This is a genomic window from Flavobacterium niveum, from assembly GCF_055231775.1.
Window position 1 is genome coordinate 499,436 of record NZ_JBUYSX010000002.1, and the last position, 20,803, is coordinate 520,238.

The window sequence follows — 20,803 nt, forward strand, 5'->3', positions numbered from 1 at the left end:
GGAATTTTATTATATATCGCACGGGCTAATAATCGTAACGTGAGTCAACTACAGATGTTATCCTTATGGTTTTGTCTTCTACGCGATATAAAAGTTTGTAGTTTCGGACTATAATTCTCCTGTATCTGTAATGGATTTCATCAAACTGATATTGTTCAGGGAACACAATAGCTTCAGGTGCCGAAATAATTTCTTCACGTATCTTTTGGGCAGTTTCTTTAGAATTTTTAAACAGAAGGCTGTTGTAGACACTCCTTAAATCTGCTTTGGCTGCATCTGACCAAATTATGATGGGAAGCTGCGGCATCTTACCAGGATTCCATTTCTTTACGTAAATCTTCCTGCGTGGTAAATCGCCCTTCTTCAATATCTTTCTCTCCGCGTTCAATCTTAGCATAATACTGGTCGCGCGTCAATGGCTCGCCCAGTACGGTATACGCTACAATTTCATTTTCATTAGGGGCATCGTCCTTTATGGCCAACAGTTTGTTAAACACGGCTTCATCGGTAAGGTGCATCACCCAGTCCAGTACTTCGAGTTTTTTGGCGGCATCCATGGCAATTCGTTTTTTGATATGTAAAGATAACGAGATTTCGGCACATTTATGATAAATAAAAATCCGCCCCGGCAGGGGCGGATTCTGTATGTTGCTGTGCAGGGTACATTACACCTTCATAATCTCGGCTTCTTTAAGCACAAGAAGCTCATCTATTTTTTTGATGAAGCTGTTTGTAAGGTCCTGAACGTCTTCTTCGGCACTTTTACATACATCTTCGCTCATACCATCTTTTTCAAGCTTCTTGATTTCGGTATTGGCATCTTTACGTGAGTTACGGATACCAATTTTAGCATCTTCAGCTTCAGATTTGGCTTGTTTTACCAGGTCGCGGCGGCGCTCCTCAGTAAGCGGCGGTACGCTGATGATGATGCTTTCGCCGTTGTTCATCGGGTTAAAACCAATGTTGGCTATAAGGATTGCTTTTTCAATGTCCTTTATAAGGTTGCGCTCCCATGGCGTTACGGTTAGTGTACGCGCATCGGGCGTATTGATGTTAGCCACCTGGCTCAGCGGTGTAGAGGCGCCGTAGTAGTCTACGCGTACACCACCCAGCATGGCAGGGCTTGCCTTACCGGCACGTATGTTCAGGAATTCCTTGTCAAGGTGGGCAAGGGTGTTTTCCATGCTCTCTTTAGTGCTGTCCAGTATAAAATCTATTTCTTCCATAGCTTTTACGTTTCGTGTTTTGTATTCTGATAAGTATTAAACGTTTACCGTAGTACCTACAAGTTCGCCCACACATACCTTTTGCAGGTTGCCCGGCTTGTTCATGTCAAATACTATAATAGGCAGTTCGTTTTCCTGGCTTAGTGTAAAGGCAGTAGTATCCATTACGTTAAGGCCTTTTGCCAGCACTTCGTTAAATGTAAGTGTGTCGTATTTTGTGGCGGAAGGGTCTTTTTCAGGGTCGGCAGTGTATATACCGTCTACGCGGGTACCTTTCAGTATTACGTCGGCATCTACTTCCACGCCCCTTAGTACGGCTGCGGTATCTGTAGTAAAGTACGGGTTACCGGTACCGGCGCCAAATATTACTATACGGCCTTTTTCAAGGTGGCGTACTGCCCTGCGCTTTATATAAGGCTCGGCAATGGCTTTAATTTCCAGGGCTGTTTGCAGGCGGGTTTGCATACCGGCATCTTCCAGTGCGCCTTGCAGTGCCATACCGTTTATTACGGTGGCCAGCATACCCATATAATCTCCCTGAACCCTGTCCATACCGTTTGCCGCACCCGATACACCCCTAAAGATGTTTCCTCCGCCTATTACTATGGCTATCTGTACGCCTTGGTCGTGGATTTGTTTAATTTCAGCGGCATATTCGGCAAGCCTTACAGGGTCTATACCATACTGCTTTTCGCCCATTAGCGCTTCTCCGCTAAGTTTTAACAGGATTCGGTTGTACTTCATAGGGATTTGTTTTTGATGGTGCAAATATAGCAATTATTGTTTCCAAAGAAACAAATTTTGAAGTTGCCCGGTTATAAAATAATAACGTCTTTATACGACTTTTTGGCAGCTTCATACCCTATGTTAAATATCTCGTCCATCTTGGCCTTATTGGTTTCAAAGGTGTTATAAAACGCCAGGTCTTCGGGGTTGATGATCCAGTCGCACAGCATAAATTTCTGCATATTACTGTTTGCCGAAAGCAGTTCGTATGCCCGTGCCGTTACCGCCTTTATACTGGTAAGGTGGTCTTTCTCTATTTTCTGTATGGCACTTACGTAGATGCCTATGTTTACGTCGCAGCGCCCCTGCAGTATATCGGTAGGGAAGTGGTTTACTATGCCGCCGTCGCTGTACAGCCGCCCGTCTATCTCGTATGGCGAAATAATCCCCGGGAAAGCAGCAGAGGCCAGTACGGCATCGGCTATTTTTATTTCGTCACCAAAAATACGCAGCTTGCCCGATACCAGGTCGGTTGCGGTAAGGTGCATATCATAAGGCAGTTCGCCCAGTGTAGCCTCGCCAAAAATATCGTGGAAATAATCGCGGAACGCACCCGAATCTATAAAACCGGGCTTACGGAAAGTAAAATGCCGCCAGTGGAAAAAGTAAATCGACTTAAAAAACTCCAGTATCTCCTCGGGTTTTTTGCCCCAGGCGTATAAAGATGACACTATGGCACCACTGCTGGTACCTGCTATACTGTGCGGCTTTATGCCGGTTTCGTCAAGGAATTTAAGCACCCCGGCGTGGGCTATGCCTTTTGTACCCCCGCCGGAAAGGGTAAGGCCAATGTTCTTTCCTTCAAATTTCATACACGGTTTTTGATTTGCCTGACTAAATTACAGTTTTTTAGCAAATGGGCTTTTTTTTGCTATTAGAATATTGAGTTAATTTAAGCATACCTTTAGAAATGACAACTTCTCAAAATTTAATACAGGACAGCCTTAAACAGGCATTTACCTATACTGATTACCGTAAACATGCTGCTGACCTCCTGGCACAGGGCATGAGTACCGGCCACACCCAGAGCGAAGCCCTTACGCATTACAGCTCGCTGAACGACACACGCATGAACCGCCTAGATAAAACACTGGCATTGCCTGAAGACATTGCTACCGGGCTTCAAAACCTTGAAAATAAGTACCAGTTTGTAGTAATAAGCGAAGGCTGGTGTGGCGATGCCGCCCAGATAGTGCCGGTGCTGAACAAAATGGCACTTGCCACAGACAAAATAGACCTGAAGCTGGTACTTCGCGACGATAATCCCGAGCTAATGGATGCCTACCTTACCAATGGTGCCCGTTCTATACCCAAGCTTATTGTGGTAAGCACCGATACGCAGGAGCCTATAGCAAGCTGGGGGCCAAGGCCGGAAGACGGTGCAGCCATCATCAGGGAGAATAAAGAGAAATTTGGTGTAGTGACCGATGAAGCCAAAACCGACCTGCAAAAGTGGTACACTAAAGATAAGGGTGTCAGTACTATGAAAGAAGTACTGGCATTACTGAAGTAATTGGAACACAGGTGACACTGATTTAATAGATTGTCACTGTTATATATATGAGTAAGCATTCCCCTCCTTCGGAGGGGTGCCCGAAGGGCGGGGTGGTTTACAGCCGTAAAAAAAAATAAAGCTACCGCAAATGAAGGATAATCACTGGTTTTGAGGTTTTTTTATGCGCATTTGAAAGGTGTCAAACCAAATGCGCCCTCAGTTCCATACGGTATTGCGAAGCGCTCTTGCCTGTAACTTCCTTAAACGACTTATTAAAGTGGCTGAAGTTGTTAAACCCGCTTTCGTAGCACACCTCACTTATAGGTATGGGGTTTTCGGCCAGTAGCTTACAGGCGTGTACCACGCGGTACTCGTTTACAAACTGTACAAAAGTTTTACGGGTCATCTTTTTAAAGTAACGGCAAAACGACGGCACCGTCATGCTGGCTATCCCGGCCACTTCATCAAGCGCTATGGTTTCCCGGAAATTATCCTTTACAAAGTTGAATACCATATTTATACGGTCGTTATCCTGTACATGGGTTTCCAGCGCAAAGGTATCGGCATTCAGCACCTTATAGTCTTCGGTCTGTTCCAGGTCGTGCAGCACGCTTATAAGTGTCATCAACCGCTCAAAGGGATGCATGGTTGCCATTTCCTCCATACGTTCGCCCACCAGGTAGCGCACATCACTCCCGAAGGCTATGCCACCACGTGCCTTTTCAAACAAGGCTTTAATACTCTTTGTTTCAGGCAATGCCATAAAAGTATCACCCAGAAAATCGGCTTTCATCTGTATTACGGTTTCGCGCTTATTCCCGGTAGTAACATCGGTAAATCCGCAATGGGGCAGATTGCTTCCTATTAATATAAGGTCGCCCTCAGTATAATACGAAATATGGCTGCCTATCTGCCGCTTGCCCGAACCGCCGTTTACATACACCAACTCCACTTCGGGGTGGTAGTGCCAAACGTGTGACCGTACGTTGCTGTTTTGTTCGAAATTAATATAGGTAAAACTGCTCCCGAAAGAGGGTTCAATTACCTCAAAAGATGCGCGGACGTTTTTCATAAAAATGTTGCATTTTTCATTACGAAGGTAATCAATATATGCCAAAATTGGCTCAATTTAACTAAAAAACGTTTTCGTAAGGTTAAAATTGTATACAAAGAGGAGAATATTGTTGTAACATTTTCAATAGTACGGTTGTAATTTAGCAGTATCAAATAAGAAGATGTACAACCCTTAATGCTGTAGATTATGAAAACTATGATGAAATTCGGAATCGCCCTTGTTGCAATGTTAGCCTCGGTTGGTACTTATGCTAACGACAATGATTTCCTTGTAAGGGCTAAAGAAGGCGCAGGTAAAGCAATCAGCTTCACCGTTACTGAAACCAATAACGTACACGTAGCACTATATGCCCAGGACGGAGCGGAGATTTTCGACGAAACCGTGAAGAGCAAAGATGGCAAAATAAACAGGACGTATGACCTGAATGCACTGCCGGACGGTACTTATTTCCTTGAAACTGAAACTGCTGAAAAAGTAGCCCGCCACGAAATTACAATCAGTGGAAAAGTAGCTACTGTAAACGAAAAAGCAGTTACAGAAATCACTAAGCCTGTAGTCTTTAATAAAGACGGTATTGTTACCGTACAGGTTTCTAAAAATGACACTACACCTGTTGACATAAAAGTTTATGACGAAAGCAACAACGAACTTTACAGCGAAAAGTTTGAAGGCGAGAAAGTTGCAAAACGTTTTGACATCACTAAGTCAGCAGCTAAAAAGTTCACGTTGGTTATTGGTTACAGCAACAAAACGTTTGTTGAAACCGTTGCAGCGCGATAAAATGAGGTTTGGTTATAGCAAAAAAGCTCCGCTTGCGGAGCTTTTTTATTTTATATAGGTTACTATAAATTACCTATTATCTTATCCATCACCCAGTTAGTATGGGCGCCGGTATGCCCGGAAGACGGGTGTACGGTTTTACCCAAAAGATGGTCGCGCATGTTGTGCACATGATACAGCTGTATGTTTTCCGGATGGGGGATAACCAGTTCTTCAGTACCTGCTTCGGTAGTTAGCGTAAGCGGAACTTCCTCAAACACAGCGAACTTAATAGTGCCCTTGCTGCCGTAAATGCTCACTTCGTCTTCACGCTTGTAGGTGCCGAAGTTCCACGAACCCGTACCGGTAACACCATTGCTGTGCAGCCAGCTGGCCGCAGCCGCATCCTTAGCGCTGTATAGCCCTTGCTGGTTCAGGCTGATGCCGTTAACCTGCTGTATATCACCAAAGAAGTAGATAAACAAATCCAGTCCGTGACTGGCCAGGTCATCAAAATAACCACCCGTAGCTACAGCCGAATCAGTGCGCCAGTTGTACTCGCCTGACAGGTCCACTTCAGACGGTACCTTGGTAAGGTGCCAGTGAATGTGGCGCACATCGCCTATTTTGCCTTCTTCTATCCATTCCTTTACCTTTAAAAAGCGCGGCAGCGACCTGCGGTAATACGCCACAAACAACGGAATGCCTTTATTATCAAAGGCTTCGGTAATGTCAGCGCACTCCTGCCAGGTAGGCGCCATGGGCTTTTCTATGCAGCATGGCTTGCCTGCTTCGGCTACCTTAAGGGCATAGTATTTATGGGTATCGGGTGGGGTAGCTATGTATACGGCATCAATGTCCGGGTCGTTTATAAGTGCATCAGCATCAGCATAATGCTTCTCCACGTTGTGCCTGCGGGCATAGTCGGCAGCCTTTTCGGCATCGCGGCGCATAACGGCTTTAAGCTCAAAGCCTTCGGTCTTCTGGTAGGCCGGGCCGCTCTTGCGTTCGGTAACATCGCCGCAGCCTATAATGCCCCAGCGGATGGTTTGGGTAGGGTTTTCCATGAATAGAGTTTGTCTGGTTAAAAGGCTAAGATATGGATTTTGCCAAAACCACCTTATGGTATTTTTGACCATTTATTAAAAAATACCCAAAAAGCAGAAAACCGGTTATTTTGTGATATTTTTACATCATTGATAATCAATGGTATAGTATTTTAATTTTCCACAATTAGTATAAAATCGTGTGGAAGGTTATGTTGTTGTAAACCAGAGATATAACACATGCTGTTCCACAATTGTACCATCAAAAACGGCTGAATATTCCACAAAAAAATACTGAAGCCGCCGCTTCAGTACTCTGTATGATTATTTTTAGTATGGCTGTCAGTCCATTTTGCTCAGTCCTACCGGTTGCGAACCCAGGTACCATTTCCCGTCAATTTTTATGGCACCACTTACCAGGAACGCATAATTTTTTCCACCCGATGTAAAGTAAATGGCAATGTGTTTTGATTTGGCGACCCCCACCACTTTATCGCCCTGTTTCAGTTCGGCATCGCCTATCTCGTTAGTGGTTGTGGTTACTTCAAACTTCTTAGGGTTGATGCCATAAAACGCTATGGCCTCCTGTAAGGTGCTGTAACCCAGCAGCGCCTTGTCAAACTGGTATTCGTATGCCTTATTTAGCATTTCGGGGGTAATCTTCTCTCCCGGCACCGATTCTGCCATGTAGCGGCCCAGCTGTTCCTTGGTAGGGCGGCACGACAGGAACTCATCGCGTTTTTCGGACATGCAGGCTTTTAGTAATTGCGTGCCAAAAGCGGCTTCTTCTACCTGGGCAAGGGCGCTAAATGCTGATAGGCAGCATATAAGGAGTAGTAGTGTCTTTTTCATATTATGGTTATGCGGTAATTCGGTTATATGGTTATTCGATTGTTGTTTATTTGTAAAGTGCCTAAATTAGTAAAATTCGTGTAATTCGTGGTAAACTTCCATGTAAAGTACAGGGCAAACGCATCGTAACTTGATAAAATTTTCAGGATAATCATTATCCATCAAGCTTTTAACCTATTGTTTGTCAGGTTTAACCCCATATACCTCAAAACTTTTCCCATCATTGTTTTATGAATGTCTTCCTCGTCTTTTATAGCGCGGAAAAGCCATGCATACATTTCTATTAACTCATCCCGTTTAGGGTTTTCAAAAATTGTATTCAGCAAAAGTGCCGAAATACTCTGGAAAATCATACCTCCCGAAAGGACATACATTTTTGGCTCATCATTTTCTTTGTCATAAACCAGTTCATAATCATTTAAAAGGGTGTTTAACTTTTCTAAAGAATTTATTGCGGGGACAATTTTTTCCGTCACCACTTTTATATATTTTGCTTCCAGATAATCCACAAAACCAACCATTTCCTGCGTTGTTTTGAAATGCATTTTTTCGGCATCTAAGCTGGTAGTATTATTGAACCAATCGGCATTTTCAGGTTCTGAAAAATCTGCCAAATTTCCCGTAAATGTATATTGGAACTGAGGCAGGCTGTCTATTTGTTTCACTATTTCAGATAATGCAGTGTATTCCACTTTTAAATAGACCTCCAGTTCGGAATGCTTTGGGAGTAACCGCCAAAATAAGTTATAGTTGATATCATTTGAACTAAAAAGAAAATTCACATAGTTAACCCTACCGGACAAGTCTGTATCATTTTTGAAAAACTGATAGCCTCTTAAACGTTCTTCTAATAAACCGACAAACTCTTTTTTTGATTTTAAATCCATTATAATTTGGTTTAACACTATTTGTCTTTTAATGTTTACAAAACAAAATGACGCATTTGCCTGATGTAAAGAGCCTAAATTAGTGAAAATTGGTGAAATTCGTGGCAAAAGTAAAAACCGTAATTTGTGGCAAAAAACATCATGCACCCATATAAACTATCCTTAGCGCAATGGTCGCTGCACAAAACCATACAGGCAGGCCGGCTGCACAAGCTCGATTTTGCCCAAAAGGCACGCCAGCTGGGTTTCGATTCGGTAGAGTATGTGTCGCGCTTTTATACGGAAGAAGCCCAAAATCCGGCTGCATTCGCTACGTTGCTCGGCGAACTCAAAACCCGTAGCGAGGGCGAGGGTATAGCCAACCTCCTGATAATGGTGGACGGTGAAGGCGCACTGGCATCGGCAGATGGTGCGTTACAAAACCAGGCGGTAGATAACCATAAAAAATGGGTGGATGCTGCGGCGCTGCTGGGTTGCCACAGCCTGCGGGTGAACCTTACTGGCGGCCCGGAGCATGATGCACACGCGTGGGTTGAGTGTTCGGTAAAAGGATTGGAAAAGCTATGTACCTATGCCCAAAGTACCGGCATAAATATCATCGTAGAAAACCACGGCGGGCTGAGTAGTAACGGTGCACTGCTGGCACAGGTAGTGCAGGGCGTAAACCTGCCACACTGCGGTACGCTGCCCGATTTTGGCAACTTCTGCATTCGGCGCGGGGGTGATATGAAATGGCCCAGCCCCTGCACAGAAGAATATGACCGCTATAAAGGCGTTGCCGAGATGATGCCCTGGGCAAAGGGCGTTAGCGCCAAGAGTTATGATTTTGACCAAAACGGGAATGAAACTACTATAGACTACCCACGCATGCTGGAGATTGTAAAACGCTTAGGGTACGATGGCTATATAGGGATAGAATATGAAGGGCAAAGGCTTAGCGAAGAGGAGGGTATTAAGGCTACCCGGGCGTTGTTAATTCGTTAATGCGTTAATTTGTGTATTTGTGTATTCGAATGCAAAATCTACGTATCAGCTACAATTAAATAACCAAATTACCGTATAACCCTCATAACTCATGTAAACTAACCACCTGGTCGCCTATAAACCAGCGGCCTTTAAACTCTATGGCCTTGGGTACCACAAAGGCAAACTTTTTTCCGCCTGAGGTGAAGTAGAGCGAAATGAAATTGTTGTATACGGCACCCACTTTCTTTTTATTGACCATAATTTCTATGTCATTCTCGTTAATGTCGCTGCCGGTTATGGTAATATCTGCCGGGTTTACACCAAATTCCTTCAGCCCCCTCGGGAATAGCTTAAACCCGAACATGGCACCACCAAGCCCCTTAGGGTAGCATTTTTTCATAACGTCTTTAGGGAAAGCCTTTTTTTTATCGCTTATCTTAAAGTAGGCCGTAAGTATGGCATCAGACGGGTACAGGCGCTTAAAGGCTTTTTCATCGTTCTTAAGGCAGGCTTTAAATGCCTGGCGTGCCAGCTCCTCGCCGCTTTTTTGAGCAAAGGTGCTTAGTGGCAGTACCAGCAGCAATATAATAAGGTATAACGTTTTCATAAGGTGTGTGGTTTAATGTTTTAACGGCAAACAGCCGCTTACATTATACAGCAAGTTAATAAAAAAATCCCGTACGTGTACACGTACGGGATTGTAAATAAAATATTACAACAAGTGTTATTCTTTTATAAAACGCACCACCTGGCTATCGCTGCCGCTGTATACTTTAAGCAGGTATACACCTTTGGCAAGGGCAGTTACCGGCAGTGTTAGCCTCGTAGCATTGGTTTGTAGGTCCAGTTGTTTCTGCCCAAGCAGGTTAAGCAGTTCTACCTGTGTAATCGCGCTGCCGTTAGTAAGCGTTACCGCATCAGTCGCAGGGTTAGGGGAGCAGGTAAATGTAGCAAACACATTATTGTTTAGCCCGCTGGTTATGGTTGCATGCAGTGCAATTTGGCCAATTACGTAACACTCTGTAGCATCATTTTGCAGGCGGGTATATATGGTGTACTCGGCAGGGCCGGGTACGGTATACGTAGCAGGCAGTGGGTTCATACCTGCCTCAGCATCGGTGGCAGTAGCAAAAAACGATATGCTGAAACCCAATGGCAGCGCCGCAAGCGCCTGTGCCTGTAAGGCAGCAAGGTCAAAATCTGCCTGTCCGGTGGTTACCGGGGCCGTAAGCGGTGGCAGGGTTATGGCCTGTATGTTATCTTCGGTTATGGCAAATTCAAGTGAGAACAGTTGTGCACCCACGCATGGCGAGTACGGGGACGATATGTCTACCGAATAGCTCCCGGCCTGGTCTGCGCTCAGCGTATTTCCGGTAGCGCCATCTACAGGCTGGCCGTTGTAGTTCCACTGATAGGTAAAGCCTTCTACATAAGGGATGCTAAGCGTGGTGGTACTGCCGTTACACAATTGGTTGCCTTCAGAGGATATGATATTGTAAAATTCTGATTGCAACGTACCAATATCAAAACTGGCCGAACCTAAAAATATAGCCGAATCATAAAGCTGGTCACTATAATCGGCAATAGCCATTTTAATATGGTATGCATGCCCGGGTATTACGGTAGCCAGTGCCGTAATGGGTACAGTGCCACCACGCATGTTTATAGGTGCGGTAAGGTTGTTTTGGTAAAATTCACCAAAATATTCTTCGTTGGCAGATGTACATGCTGTATTGTAAGCATCATCCCTTATGGTGGTTACCGATATGGGGGTGGTAGTACCCGGCACCACGGCAAGGTTGGTTACCTCACCGGTTTCGAGATCGGTAAGCAGGAAGGCAAAAATATCGGCATAGTAGCATTGAAAAATGCCATATTCGTTAGATGCAAACAAGAAATCGAAGGACAGTTGCGGTATAAGCGGCACAAAGTCAAATTCTATACTACTGGTGTCATACAGTGTACCGGTGTTGCCTTGCAAGGCATTAAGCGCCGCGAGGTCGGTATCACCCCCTGTAGATAATTCTGAACTTACCAAGCCGTTGGTTGGCCCCGGAATGTTTTCCAGCAGCCCGGTGCTCATAACAAGCCCAGCTTCAAACGGAAAGGTTTCCAGGTTGTTGTAAAATACCCCTACACTTTGCGATTGATTGGTATTGCCTTGTATCACAATATTACTTACACCAATGCATTCTGAGTTCATCAGCAAGGTATTTACAAGCTCGGTATCGGTAAAAGGTGAGTCGTCTACAACAATACTGCTGTTTTCGCGTACACACAGGGTAAAGTCTACCGGCAGGGGCACATCTGTAGTGGCGCTTCCTGAAATATAATACAGCATTATTTTATATGTTTCGCCTGCTGTAAGGCCCGACAGGGGGATGTTACCACTGCCGCAAACCAGCAAGTTAAGGTCACTGCATTCGCCGCTGTAAACGGCCATGCCTATTACATTAAAATAAGGAGATACGCTAACTATACAAGACTCGTTAACGGCTGTAAATTCAAACCATATGTCGTTGTAAGTGTTAGAACACAGGCTGTTTCCCGGGTTAGGTGTTTCAGAGCCGTCAAAAACGCCCTGGTACGTTAATGCACAATCATTACCTGTATTTACAGGAATAGATATGGCACCGGAGCATCCGTCATTAGCAGGTTGTGCGGCAATAAGGCCACAGCCCAGCAGCCCTAAGGCTAAAGAGTAAAGTTTTTTCATAGCAGGATTGATTAATTTTAACCCAATTTAGTATTTATTTTCAATACTTTAACAAGAATCCATAAAAAAATCCCGCAGGCAAATTGCCCACGGGATTTTCGCAGTATTTGGGTTAGTAAATTCCTGTTTTTTAGAAAGCGGTACTTATCTGTAACGATATACCGGTACTTTCGGGTACGTAGCGGCACACACCACCCACACATACAAGGCCCCCGCGCTGGCGGCCGTAGTTGGCAGCTATACGCGTAGCCCCTATACGGTAAGCACCACCTACGTTGTAGTAGTGTATGCGCTTATCGGGGTCGTCGTTACCGTAGTTGTAAATATCCCATACGTAAAACGAGTATTTATCGTCAAGGTTAAGCTCCAGTGTGGCGCCTGCCCAGTTCTTCTTATCGGCATCGGCCCACATGTGCTCGCCTTCCAGGCGTATAGAACGGTTTGGCGTAAAGTTGTAGGTAGCCTCGCCGGTAACAATGTTAGTGTTTACCGATTCGCCGCCTTCCAGCCATTCCTTGTTGTAGTATTGTTTTATGTAATACAGGGCAGTATGCCAGCTTTCGCTAAACTGCTTGCGTATTTCCATATTATAGTCGCTGAAGTATTTTTCGCCTACGCCAAAAAACTTGGTATCGTACTCGGCGGGGCTTAGCCTGTAGCTGCCTGGCAGGTTGTACCAGCTGCTAAGGTTTACGGCCAGCTTGGTGCCGTATTTGCCACCAAGGGCTGAGCCTTTGGCAAAATCATAAAACACATCCAGCTGCCCGCCGGTTTCGCCAGCCTTCATTATGGTGGTACTGGCAAAGTCTACCTTGCTTTGCGCCTGGAACACGTAAATGTTAGCCAGGTTGCTGTGGTGCTGCTTGGTAAGTGCCGGGGTAAAGTTCAGCACGCGGTCGTTGTAGTTAAGGGTCGATGAGCTTATGTCATACACGGTAGGCTGGCGCTCACTAAGGAACTTAAAGTTCTCGGTACGGCGCAGGGTAGCATCTATACCAAGGCCTTCTTTAGAATAGCCAAGGTTAACCAGCACAGCATTGCCCGGTTTTATAAAGTTTGAATCCAGTTCGTTTTGCAGGTTCAGTACGCCGTCTTTCTGCTTGTAGTCGTACTCACCACTAAGGTAAAATGAGTTGTGGATGAAGTTAAAACGCCCGCCTGCTGCATTGGTAAGCGCATCAAAGCCGGTAATGCCCACGGGCAGTTCCTCATAGCGGCCTATATAGCTGGTGCCTACAGAAAGGTCTGATACTTCAAACTTAAACAGCGAACTAAGGTTGATGTCGGCATCAAAACCGTAGATATCGCCTTTAGCCACGTCAAACCCGGTACGCTGGCGCCCGTATAAAGCCGTAAGCCTTACGTTATCGCTGGGGCGGTATACTATGCGGCCGCCACGCAGGGCCGTGTTAATGCCCAGTGCACGGTCTTCCCACGCGCGAAACAGCATGCCGCTGCCAAACTGCTCGTAGAAGTAACCGCCGGTAAGCTCTATTTTATCGGTTTTATAAGATGCATACCATATGCCCACGTTAGTGCCTTTAAAGCCGGGGTTATAGTTAAGCAGGGCATTCGGTTCGTATGCTTCGGCCTGTACGCCTGCGGTAAAGCCTTTGTACTGGTAGTTTAGCAGCAGGTAGTTGTTGCTGCGTATGGGCTTGCCGTCTATAGGCGTGGTATTTTGGTTTACGCCGGTGCCTTTATCGTTAAGGTACCATTGTGAGTTGCTTTCAAAACCACCGTATACACGGCCGTAGTCTTTCTTGGTAATGGTATCGTTTTCCTGGGCAAAAAGCGGCGCTATAGAAAACAGTGGCAACAGCCAGAGTATCTTTTTCATTAAATTAAAGTGTCTTCAGTTTTTCGTAAAGTTCGTTTTCGGCACCCTGGCTGTAGCCGTTGTGCACATACACCACTTTGTTGTTTTTCACTACTATAGTATACGGCACGTTAGCTATGCCCAGCGCCCTTTTAAGGTCCTGGTTACTGTCCAGCAGTACTTCATAAGGCCATTTTTTACCATTGAGCAGGGGTTTTACCCTTTTTTGGGTACGGGCATCGTCTATAGATATGGCTACCACTTCCATGTTAAGTTCCTTGCTCCATTCGGCATAGTGCTCGTTTATGGCATCAAGCTCGTTAATGCACGGCACGCACCAGGTGGCCCAGAATGAAAACACATATATTTTATCTTTTTCGTTAAAACCGTCTTTAACGTTAAAGGTCTTGTTATTAACTGATTTCAAAGAAACATTAGGCATTTCTTTTTGGGCAAAGGCAGCGGCCGATACAAACAGCAACAGCATCAGGAACTTTTTCATAAGGGTAAAATATTAATGTAAACCAAGTTGAGCGGCAATATTAAAAAAAATTTAAAAGAACGCGCTATTGTTTGCAGAAAAATTAAATCCTATCGGCTATATAGAATTATAGAAATCACATATTTAACACAAAAAACTTAATTTTAAAACACTTTTTGCTTTAAATTCTTAATAATACCTTAGGGGGCTAACATTTTTTATTATTTTTTTTTGCGTAACAATTTTTTTACATAATTTTCGGCTCGCTTTAAATGGAAAAACAATAAAACTATCTGTACTACATGAAAAAAACTTTACTCCTGGGATTACTACTTGCCGGATTTGGTGCAAACGCACAGCTGGCATCGGGCACTACAGCCCCTGACTTTACCGCTACCGATATTTACGGTGTGGAACATAACCTGTATGAGTATATTAATGCAGGTAAAACGGTTATCATAGACGTATCTGCTACATGGTGCAGCCCGTGCTGGGGTTACCACAACGGCCATGCACTGGAAGACATTACTACCGCTTTTGGCCCTGGTGCTTCAGACGAAGTTATAGTACTGTGGATAGAAGGTGACACCGGTACATCGGTAGAAAGCCTTTACGGTACTAACATAGCCGGCGACAACGGTACTACTCAGGGTAACTGGGTAGAAGGTACTAACTATCCTATTATAGACGATACAGACGGATCTATAGGTGATGTACTTAATATTACTTATTTCCCTACGGTATATAAAATATGTGCTTACACAGGCGAGCTTACTTTGCTTACACAGCCTACTGCAGCCGTATTAAAAACTGAAATACAGTCTAACACAGGTACCGGATGTGGTATCACACTTGCAGGTATAGAGAACTTCCCTATTACTACCGTTGCTGACCTAAGGATGTGCGCAGGCGCATCTACAGTTAGGGCCAGGGTAAAAAACTACGGTAAAAACAATATTACTTCAGCTACACTGGAGCTTAAAGAGGACGGCAATACCGTGCTTACAAAAAACTATACCGGTAACCTGGCACAGTTTGGCAGCACACAACAAACTTTTGCATCGTATAACTTCGACCCTTCAAAAACGTACGAGGTTGTAGTGGCAAACGTAAACAGTGCTTCTCCGGCAGATGCAGAGGCAGCAGTTGTACCTTTTGATGTTATCATGGCACAACAGGCACCACTTGGGCAAGTTACCGTAAACACGTATACAGATACCTATCCGGGTGAAATATCTTGGCAGATAAAAAACAGCGGTGGAGATGTAGTGGCTTCAGGCGGCCCTTACACAGTAGGCCCGGGCGCAGCAGGTGCAGGCGGTGTAGATGCTAATACCATGATTACATCTACCTTTACCCTTACAGAAGATGTTACAGACTGTTTCAGCCTTGTAATGTCTGACGGGTATGGTGATGGATGGTCGCTTACCAGCGAAGAGTTTGCAGGTGTGGAAATTATAGATGCTAACGGCAACATCCTGGTAACAGCAGACGGTAAACTGTCTTTTGCTAACCAAAACGTAGCTGCGGCATTTAAAACTGTTGGCACTACTGCAGCAGTATCTGAAAACGAACTGAACAAGTTTGCCATGTACCCTAACCCTACTACAGGTGTAGTTAACTTCCTTACACAGGAAGCTGTAAACGTAACCGTTACAGACCTTACCGGTAAAACAGTATTTACTGCACAGGGCATACAAAACGGAGGCAGCATTAACCTTAGCAACCTGCAAACAGGTATGTACGTAGCACAGGTGAAAGGCGCTACTACCAGCCAGGTACAAAAAATTATAATAAAATAAGGTTTGTCCTTTTTTACAACATAAAAACTTACAAGTAAGCTATCGGATGCGTTGCAATGCATCCGGTAGCCTTTTTACTTAAATAAAGAATACCACAAACTACTGAAAATTAAAATTACCATGAAAAAAATTATGCTGATGGCGGCCCTTTCTTACGGGGCGATGATGAGTGCCCAGATTACCATAAACACGCAGGGCGGCGGACATATTAATGACGGTGATACCTATACTACAAGCAGTATTGCCAACGAAAGCCTTTACGAAGGCAATAAACTGAACTTTGTTATTGTAAACAATACTGATGATACACTTTACCCGGCGGTGCGTGTAAACTCTATAACCAATAACGCTTCAGGCGACCTGCTGCAACTGTGTTATAACGTATGCATTACCGAAATATCTGAAGGTATCCTTGTACCCGATACTCCTGCCGGATTTGAGCTTTTGGCCGGAGAAGCTTCTACAGGAGATAACCACTTCTATAACTACAACCCGGGTACTGTAGTAGGAGAGGATGTAGTATACAACCTGTCTTTTGTACTTACAGATGAAAACAATACCATTACATCTACCCCTATAACCTTTACCTATATCTACAGCCCTACAGCGTCTGTGACTGATATTAAAGGGCTTAAAAACATGGGGCTTAACCTAAGCAATACCGTGGTTAAAAACACACTTGAATTAGATGCTACTGTAACAGGTGCCGTACAGTTGTTTGATATAAACGGAAAACTGCTTAAATCGGCTAACATTACTACAGGCCACCAAAGCATAGACGTAGCCGGTTTTACAAACGGTATGTACTTTGCGAGGTTTACCGCAGGCGCTAAAAAAGCCGACATCAAAATCGTTAAAAACTAAGTAGCGGTAACCCGGTACTGAACTATAATTACAAATGAAAAAGATTTTTGCCCTGCTGTGTGCCACCCTGCTTACCCTTGCCGGATGCGGGTCGGATTACGAAATACTGCAGTCATATGACTCGGTAATACTTACGGCAGACAACTCTAACAGGCTGGTTGGCCAAACCATTACCTTTACGGCTAAGGACAATAACGGTACAGACCATACTGCAGAAACTGCTTTTTATATAGACGGTAATGAAATAAACGGTAACACGTTTACGTCAGATGCTATAGGCAGCCATATTGTTACGGCACGCTATGGCGGCCTTACATCGCAGGAGCTTACCGTAAGCTTTGGCGACGGTACCGATATGAATTTCCGCAAAAGGGTACTTATAGAAGACTATACCGGTACATGGTGCGGCTGGTGTACGCGCGTGGCCTATGCCATAGAGCTGGCGCATGCACAAACCGAAGATGTTACCGTGGTGGCTATACACCGTGCCAGCAGTGTAACTACCAGTGCCGACTACGACCCGTTTAACTACGACAGTACCGCCCTGGAAAGTACACTTAATGCCAATGGCTATCCTAAAGGCTTCCTGAACCGTAAAACACGCTGGACTGCCCCTGAGCCAAACAACATTAACAAGGTAATAGCACTAACGCAGGGCGAAAACCCGCGCCTGGGCCTTGCACTTACACCTACAGTACAAAACGGCACTGTAAGCCTTGATGTTAACGTTAAGTTCAGTAAGGATTTTACAAACCTGAAGCTGGTGGTATACGTGGTGGAAAACGGCCTGGTATACGAGCAGCACAATTACACCAACTATTATGATGGTGTAGATGTTATAGAAGACTGGGTACACAACCACGTACTGCGTGCTACGCTTACAAACATTTTAGGCGATGCTATAGACAACGCACAGACCACAACTTACAACACCTTTACCCGTACCTTTAGCGTACCGGTACCGGCCAATGTAAGCAACGCTGCTAACATGGAGTTTGTGGCTTTTGTAACCGATGCCGATGGTAATGCCCTTAACGTACGCAGCGCTAAAGCAGGCGACGTGCAGGATTTTGAAATACTGGAATAATTAATTATTCTATATATAGCAAAACCGCCCTCAAAAAGGGCGGTTTTGCTATATATAGAATAATTAATTATTCTATATATAGCAAAACCGCCCTCAAAAAGGGCGGTTTTTTTTATGTAATATAAAAAGCTCGATAGCTATAAATAGTTGAAAATGTGCAATCGGGCTGAGCATGTCGGAGCCGATTGTATATCTTCAACTATTTTAAAAATGATAGTGAATAATCAGGTTAAGACTTTGAGAAAATTTGCTTAATAGCTACTCTGTGAATCTCTGTGAAACCTCCGTGTTACTCTGTGTAACAATCTCTCGCAAAGCCGCCAAGGCGCAAAGTGCACCCCGCACACTGAAAACTGAGACTGCGACTGCGCACTATTAAAGCTGTATCTGCCGTTCTATCTGTTGTTGTAGCGATATAAACGTTTCTGTACGGCTTACACCCGGAATGGGCTGTATACGGTGGTTAAGCAGCTGCATAAGGTGTTCGTTATCGCGGCAAATAATTTTGATAAGTATACTCCAGTTACCCGTGGTATAGTGGCACTCCAAAACTTCGGGGATTTTTTTCAGTTCCTTTACCGCCTCAGGATTGCTTGAAGCCTTATCCAGGTAAATGCCCACAAACGCCATAGTGCTGTAGCCCAAAACCTTTGTATTCACGGTAAACTTGGAACCCGATATTACGCCCGATTGTTCCAGCTTGCGCAGGCGCTGGTGTATCGCCGCACCCGATATGCCTATCTTACCCGCTATTTGCAGTATGGGTTTACGGGCATCTTCCATAAGGTAGCGTAGTATTTCCTTGTCTATCCCGTCTATCTCTATCTGTGCCTGGTTGATTTTCATAGCTTATGGTTTATTACTTATAAATGGTTTGTGCTTACAATTTAACAGTTAAAGCAACACAAAAGTGTTAAATTTTAAAATAAAAAAGCCGCCCATAAATGGACGGCCTTATAACCGGAAATTATGCTTAAAGCATTAAAGCCTTAAAATGCCGGTTACAAACGGCGCACCATCCAGTGGCACAAATATTTCCACAAGTGCTTCCCAGCCGCCTATAGGCGCCTGTGGCAGTGAAGCATGGCACTTAAAGCGGTAGTTCATGCCGGCTACCACCTGGGATGATACTTCCTGTGGCTTATAGTTTACCCCGATAATACCTTTCATGGCTTCGTTAAAAATTTCAAGCTCTTGCGAAGATGGTGTGTGGTAAGCAGTCCAGCCGCCTACGGTTGCAGTAAGAGTGTTTTGAGTTGACATAATAGTAATTTGTTGGATTTTAGTTCCTACTCGTATGGCTTTTCAGATTCCGCCCCGTTTATTACAGTGGTTTCTGGCTCCACCTGGTTTTGATCAATATTGACAGGTGCAAGCTACTGTAAATGAAACGTTTGCGTAAGCGTGTAAACACCTGATTTTAATCAGTGCGTATTTACGTGTAGTGAGTTAAAATTCAGTTAATTACAATGTAATTAGCACAAACAGGAATCCCCTGCATTAGCAAGGGATTTCTTATATAATTATATTATGAGTAGTCGGCGTTTAACTGGCTACATTAAGTGGGTTGTACCCCTGATACGGTGTTACCCTCTCATGGAACACTATGCCGTAGGTCTCCAACTCCTTAAGTATGGGGCCGTACACCTCGCGGCTAATGGGTAATTGTACCCCCGGCGTACTGATGATGCCGTTCAGTATTTTAAGTGCAGCTATGGCAACAGGTAGCCCAACGGTCTTTGCCATAGCGGTATACGTCTGGTCCTGGCCAATGCATACCATAGTACTATCTATCTGCTCTTTCTTGCCGTTGATTTCGTAGCCGAATTTATGGTACATCACTATCATGTCCTTATCGTCAGGTGAAAGTGTCCACTTATCCGATAGTATCTTTTCCAGTATCTGGGCAGGAGTAGCGTTGTGCAGGCCTATCTTTTTATTGGCATTAAACAGGTCGAGCTCCATCAACTTTTCCCAAAGGATATCGTCCTGGTCTATCTTCAGTATATGGCGCAGTTTCAGCTCCACAGAATCGGTAGGGTGGTACGGCAGGAATGAGTTGGTAAACTCGCGGTAGCTCATGGTAGCACTGTTTTCCATAATATAAGTATCATCGGTCATGCCCAGGGTAACAAACATATTCCACGCACGCGAAAAGCCCACACGGCGCAGGGTGCCACGGTATAATGTAAGTACATCATCAAGGCCATATACGCTGCGGTATTTTAAAGAATCGCGGTTGGCATACCCCTCAAAGCGTCCGTAGCCTTCCACATCCATAAACTCCGTTCGACGGAAAAGCTTGTTGTAAGGGATGTACTTGTACGTACCCTCCTGTATGAATTTGGCTGCACCGCCCTGCCCTGCCAATACAACATTGCGTGGGTTCCAGGTAAATTTGTAGTTCCACAAGTTGTTGTCGCTTTCGGGGGCTACAAGGCCGCCGCAAAACGATTCAAACAGCATAATCTTGCCACCTTTATCGCGTATTTCGTCAATCACCTTCATGGCGCTCATGTGGTCTATACCCGGGTCTAAGCCACATTCATTCATAAACACCAGCCTGGCTTCGCGTACACGTTCGTCCAGCTCGGCCATTGCAGGGCTTATATAGCTGGCGGTAACCATATGCTTTTTGTAGGCAATGCAATCCTTGGCCACCTCATAGTGCAGGTGGGCAGGCAGCATGCTTATTACGATATCGGCTTTTTGTATTTGTTCGTGGCGCTGTGCCTCATTAAATATATCAAAAGCTATGGCCGTGGCGTTTGGGTGGCCCTTGGTCTTCTTTTCGGCCAGCTCGGCAGAAAGGTCGCCTATGGTAATGTGCAGGTTTTCAGGGCCTGATTTTTCAAGCAGGTAATCTATCAGCGATGTGGCCGAGCGCCCGGCACCGATTATAAATATATTGCGCATGTTGTGTTTGTATGTTTTATAACACG

The 20,803-nt window shown here is 44.7% G+C and carries 22 protein-coding genes; 6 read left to right on the forward strand and 16 right to left on the reverse strand.

The genetic code is table 11. The annotated features are described in order from the left end of the window. Positions 1-25: 25 nt before the first annotated feature. The 5 genes from ACZIX4_RS07645 to ACZIX4_RS07665 all read right to left on the reverse strand — a co-directional run bounded on the left by ACZIX4_RS07645 (position 26) and on the right by ACZIX4_RS07665 (position 2,824). Complete coding sequence (locus tag ACZIX4_RS07645; protein ID WP_463335028.1) at positions 26-307, reverse strand: type II toxin-antitoxin system RelE/ParE family toxin; 282 nt, start codon at positions 305-307, stop codon at positions 26-28. 1 nt (position 308) lies between these two features. Then, positions 309-557 (reverse strand): hypothetical protein, encoded by a 249-nt coding sequence (locus tag ACZIX4_RS07650; RefSeq protein WP_463335029.1) that lies wholly within the window; start codon positions 555-557, stop codon positions 309-311. Between the two features lie 108 nt (positions 558-665). Beyond that, complete coding sequence (gene frr / locus ACZIX4_RS07655) at positions 666-1,226, reverse strand: ribosome recycling factor (RefSeq protein ID WP_463335030.1); 561 nt, start codon at positions 1,224-1,226, stop codon at positions 666-668. 36 nt (positions 1,227-1,262) lie between these two features. Beyond that, positions 1,263-1,970, reverse strand: coding sequence for a UMP kinase (gene pyrH, locus ACZIX4_RS07660; protein WP_463335031.1), 708 nt, complete (start codon positions 1,968-1,970; stop codon positions 1,263-1,265). 71 nt (positions 1,971-2,041) lie between these two features. Further along, positions 2,042-2,824 carry a patatin-like phospholipase family protein gene (locus tag ACZIX4_RS07665; RefSeq protein ID WP_463335032.1) on the reverse strand — a complete coding sequence of 261 codons (783 nt, stop codon included), beginning with the start codon at positions 2,822-2,824 and terminating at the stop codon, positions 2,042-2,044. Positions 2,825-2,922: 98 nt separating this feature from the next. Between ACZIX4_RS07665 and ACZIX4_RS07670 the strand changes: the two genes are divergently transcribed. Next, complete coding sequence (locus tag ACZIX4_RS07670) at positions 2,923-3,525, forward strand: thioredoxin family protein (protein WP_463335033.1); 603 nt, start codon at positions 2,923-2,925, stop codon at positions 3,523-3,525. Between the two features lie 181 nt (positions 3,526-3,706). Here ACZIX4_RS07670 and ACZIX4_RS07675 read toward each other — a convergent pair whose 3' ends face one another. Then, positions 3,707-4,579, reverse strand: a complete 873-nt coding sequence (locus ACZIX4_RS07675) for an AraC family transcriptional regulator (RefSeq protein WP_463335034.1) — start codon at positions 4,577-4,579, stop codon at positions 3,707-3,709. A 198-nt stretch (positions 4,580-4,777) separates the two neighbouring features. Between ACZIX4_RS07675 and ACZIX4_RS07680 the strand changes: the two genes are divergently transcribed. Continuing rightward, the gene (locus tag ACZIX4_RS07680) at positions 4,778-5,362 is read left to right on the forward strand and encodes a hypothetical protein (RefSeq protein ID WP_463335035.1); all 585 of its coding nucleotides are present in this window, start codon (positions 4,778-4,780) and stop codon (positions 5,360-5,362) included. A 62-nt stretch (positions 5,363-5,424) separates the two neighbouring features. Here ACZIX4_RS07680 and ACZIX4_RS07685 read toward each other — a convergent pair whose 3' ends face one another. The 3 genes from ACZIX4_RS07685 to ACZIX4_RS07695 all read right to left on the reverse strand — a co-directional run bounded on the left by ACZIX4_RS07685 (position 5,425) and on the right by ACZIX4_RS07695 (position 8,126). Further along, positions 5,425-6,408, reverse strand: a complete 984-nt coding sequence (locus tag ACZIX4_RS07685) for a Gfo/Idh/MocA family protein (RefSeq protein WP_463335036.1) — start codon at positions 6,406-6,408, stop codon at positions 5,425-5,427. Positions 6,409-6,729: 321 nt separating this feature from the next. Then, on the reverse strand, positions 6,730-7,239 hold the full coding sequence (locus tag ACZIX4_RS07690; RefSeq protein ID WP_463335037.1) for a hypothetical protein: 510 nt from the start codon (positions 7,237-7,239) through the stop codon (positions 6,730-6,732). A gap of 161 nt (positions 7,240-7,400) precedes the next feature. Continuing rightward, the gene (locus ACZIX4_RS07695; protein WP_463335038.1) at positions 7,401-8,126 is read right to left on the reverse strand and encodes a hypothetical protein; all 726 of its coding nucleotides are present in this window, start codon (positions 8,124-8,126) and stop codon (positions 7,401-7,403) included. 126 nt (positions 8,127-8,252) lie between these two features. On the opposite strand from ACZIX4_RS07695, the gene ACZIX4_RS07700 reads away from it, so the two are divergent. Then, positions 8,253-9,110 carry a sugar phosphate isomerase/epimerase family protein gene (locus ACZIX4_RS07700; RefSeq protein WP_463335039.1) on the forward strand — a complete coding sequence of 286 codons (858 nt, stop codon included), beginning with the start codon at positions 8,253-8,255 and terminating at the stop codon, positions 9,108-9,110. Positions 9,111-9,192: 82 nt separating this feature from the next. Here the strand turns inward: ACZIX4_RS07700 and ACZIX4_RS07705 are convergent, their stop codons facing one another. The 4 genes from ACZIX4_RS07705 to ACZIX4_RS07720 form a co-directional block, all read right to left on the reverse strand. Then, positions 9,193-9,699: a hypothetical protein gene (locus tag ACZIX4_RS07705; protein ID WP_463335040.1), complete on the reverse strand. Its 507-nt coding sequence runs from the start codon at positions 9,697-9,699 to the stop codon at positions 9,193-9,195. 117 nt (positions 9,700-9,816) lie between these two features. Beyond that, positions 9,817-11,808: a choice-of-anchor L domain-containing protein gene (locus ACZIX4_RS07710; protein ID WP_463335041.1), complete on the reverse strand. Its 1,992-nt coding sequence runs from the start codon at positions 11,806-11,808 to the stop codon at positions 9,817-9,819. A gap of 130 nt (positions 11,809-11,938) precedes the next feature. Beyond that, the gene (locus tag ACZIX4_RS07715) at positions 11,939-13,648 is read right to left on the reverse strand and encodes a DUF6029 family protein (RefSeq protein WP_463335042.1); all 1,710 of its coding nucleotides are present in this window, start codon (positions 13,646-13,648) and stop codon (positions 11,939-11,941) included. 4 nt (positions 13,649-13,652) lie between these two features. Then, positions 13,653-14,129, reverse strand: coding sequence for a TlpA family protein disulfide reductase (locus tag ACZIX4_RS07720; RefSeq protein ID WP_463335043.1), 477 nt, complete (start codon positions 14,127-14,129; stop codon positions 13,653-13,655). 281 nt (positions 14,130-14,410) lie between these two features. Here ACZIX4_RS07720 and ACZIX4_RS07725 point away from each other — a divergent pair, with 281 nt between their 5' ends. The 3 genes from ACZIX4_RS07725 to ACZIX4_RS07735 all read left to right on the forward strand — a co-directional run bounded on the left by ACZIX4_RS07725 (position 14,411) and on the right by ACZIX4_RS07735 (position 17,861). Then, the gene (locus tag ACZIX4_RS07725; protein ID WP_463335044.1) at positions 14,411-15,910 is read left to right on the forward strand and encodes a TlpA family protein disulfide reductase; all 1,500 of its coding nucleotides are present in this window, start codon (positions 14,411-14,413) and stop codon (positions 15,908-15,910) included. Between the two features lie 120 nt (positions 15,911-16,030). Beyond that, positions 16,031-16,774, forward strand: coding sequence for a T9SS type A sorting domain-containing protein (locus tag ACZIX4_RS07730; protein WP_463335045.1), 744 nt, complete (start codon positions 16,031-16,033; stop codon positions 16,772-16,774). Between the two features lie 34 nt (positions 16,775-16,808). Beyond that, positions 16,809-17,861 (forward strand): Omp28-related outer membrane protein, encoded by a 1,053-nt coding sequence (locus ACZIX4_RS07735; RefSeq protein WP_463335046.1) that lies wholly within the window; start codon positions 16,809-16,811, stop codon positions 17,859-17,861. A 375-nt stretch (positions 17,862-18,236) separates the two neighbouring features. Here the strand turns inward: ACZIX4_RS07735 and ACZIX4_RS07740 are convergent, their stop codons facing one another. From ACZIX4_RS07740 to ACZIX4_RS07750, 3 genes are all read right to left on the reverse strand, one after another. Further along, on the reverse strand, positions 18,237-18,707 hold the full coding sequence (locus ACZIX4_RS07740; protein WP_463335047.1) for an Lrp/AsnC family transcriptional regulator: 471 nt from the start codon (positions 18,705-18,707) through the stop codon (positions 18,237-18,239). Between the two features lie 135 nt (positions 18,708-18,842). Then, entirely contained in the window at positions 18,843-19,124 is a 282-nt protein-coding gene (locus ACZIX4_RS07745; RefSeq protein ID WP_463335048.1) for a hypothetical protein, read from the reverse strand. 282 nt (positions 19,125-19,406) lie between these two features. Then, positions 19,407-20,777 carry a saccharopine dehydrogenase family protein gene (locus ACZIX4_RS07750; RefSeq protein WP_463335049.1) on the reverse strand — a complete coding sequence of 457 codons (1,371 nt, stop codon included), beginning with the start codon at positions 20,775-20,777 and terminating at the stop codon, positions 19,407-19,409. Positions 20,778-20,803: the final 26 nt, after the last annotated feature.

What these genes read in the sequence shown, in the direction of transcription:
- ACZIX4_RS07690 (WP_463335037.1), bottom strand. Translation starts at nt 7,239, where the DNA reads ATGAAAAAGACACTACTACTCCTTATATGCTGCCTATCAGCATTTAGC.
- ACZIX4_RS07645 (WP_463335028.1), bottom strand. Translation starts at nt 307, where the DNA reads ATGCCGCAGCTTCCCATCATAATTTGGTCAGATGCAGCCAAAGCAGAT.
- ACZIX4_RS07725 (WP_463335044.1), top strand. Translation starts at nt 14,411, where the DNA reads ATGAAAAAAACTTTACTCCTGGGATTACTACTTGCCGGATTTGGTGCA.
- ACZIX4_RS07710 (WP_463335041.1), bottom strand. Translation starts at nt 11,808, where the DNA reads ATGAAAAAACTTTACTCTTTAGCCTTAGGGCTGCTGGGCTGTGGCCTT.
- ACZIX4_RS07695 (WP_463335038.1), bottom strand. Translation starts at nt 8,126, where the DNA reads ATGGATTTAAAATCAAAAAAAGAGTTTGTCGGTTTATTAGAAGAACGT.
- ACZIX4_RS07730 (WP_463335045.1), top strand. Translation starts at nt 16,031, where the DNA reads ATGAAAAAAATTATGCTGATGGCGGCCCTTTCTTACGGGGCGATGATG.
- pyrH (WP_463335031.1), bottom strand. Translation starts at nt 1,970, where the DNA reads ATGAAGTACAACCGAATCCTGTTAAAACTTAGCGGAGAAGCGCTAATG.
- ACZIX4_RS07680 (WP_463335035.1), top strand. Translation starts at nt 4,778, where the DNA reads ATGATGAAATTCGGAATCGCCCTTGTTGCAATGTTAGCCTCGGTTGGT.
- ACZIX4_RS07650 (WP_463335029.1), bottom strand. Translation starts at nt 557, where the DNA reads ATGGATGCCGCCAAAAAACTCGAAGTACTGGACTGGGTGATGCACCTT.
- ACZIX4_RS07720 (WP_463335043.1), bottom strand. Translation starts at nt 14,129, where the DNA reads ATGAAAAAGTTCCTGATGCTGTTGCTGTTTGTATCGGCCGCTGCCTTT.
- ACZIX4_RS07705 (WP_463335040.1), bottom strand. Translation starts at nt 9,699, where the DNA reads ATGAAAACGTTATACCTTATTATATTGCTGCTGGTACTGCCACTAAGC.
- ACZIX4_RS07670 (WP_463335033.1), top strand. Translation starts at nt 2,923, where the DNA reads ATGACAACTTCTCAAAATTTAATACAGGACAGCCTTAAACAGGCATTT.
- ACZIX4_RS07685 (WP_463335036.1), bottom strand. Translation starts at nt 6,408, where the DNA reads ATGGAAAACCCTACCCAAACCATCCGCTGGGGCATTATAGGCTGCGGC.
- ACZIX4_RS07715 (WP_463335042.1), bottom strand. Translation starts at nt 13,648, where the DNA reads ATGAAAAAGATACTCTGGCTGTTGCCACTGTTTTCTATAGCGCCGCTT.
- ACZIX4_RS07740 (WP_463335047.1), bottom strand. Translation starts at nt 18,707, where the DNA reads ATGAAAATCAACCAGGCACAGATAGAGATAGACGGGATAGACAAGGAA.
- ACZIX4_RS07750 (WP_463335049.1), bottom strand. Translation starts at nt 20,777, where the DNA reads ATGCGCAATATATTTATAATCGGTGCCGGGCGCTCGGCCACATCGCTG.
- ACZIX4_RS07735 (WP_463335046.1), top strand. Translation starts at nt 16,809, where the DNA reads ATGAAAAAGATTTTTGCCCTGCTGTGTGCCACCCTGCTTACCCTTGCC.
- frr (WP_463335030.1), bottom strand. Translation starts at nt 1,226, where the DNA reads ATGGAAGAAATAGATTTTATACTGGACAGCACTAAAGAGAGCATGGAA.
- ACZIX4_RS07675 (WP_463335034.1), bottom strand. Translation starts at nt 4,579, where the DNA reads ATGAAAAACGTCCGCGCATCTTTTGAGGTAATTGAACCCTCTTTCGGG.
- ACZIX4_RS07665 (WP_463335032.1), bottom strand. Translation starts at nt 2,824, where the DNA reads ATGAAATTTGAAGGAAAGAACATTGGCCTTACCCTTTCCGGCGGGGGT.
- ACZIX4_RS07745 (WP_463335048.1), bottom strand. Translation starts at nt 19,124, where the DNA reads ATGTCAACTCAAAACACTCTTACTGCAACCGTAGGCGGCTGGACTGCT.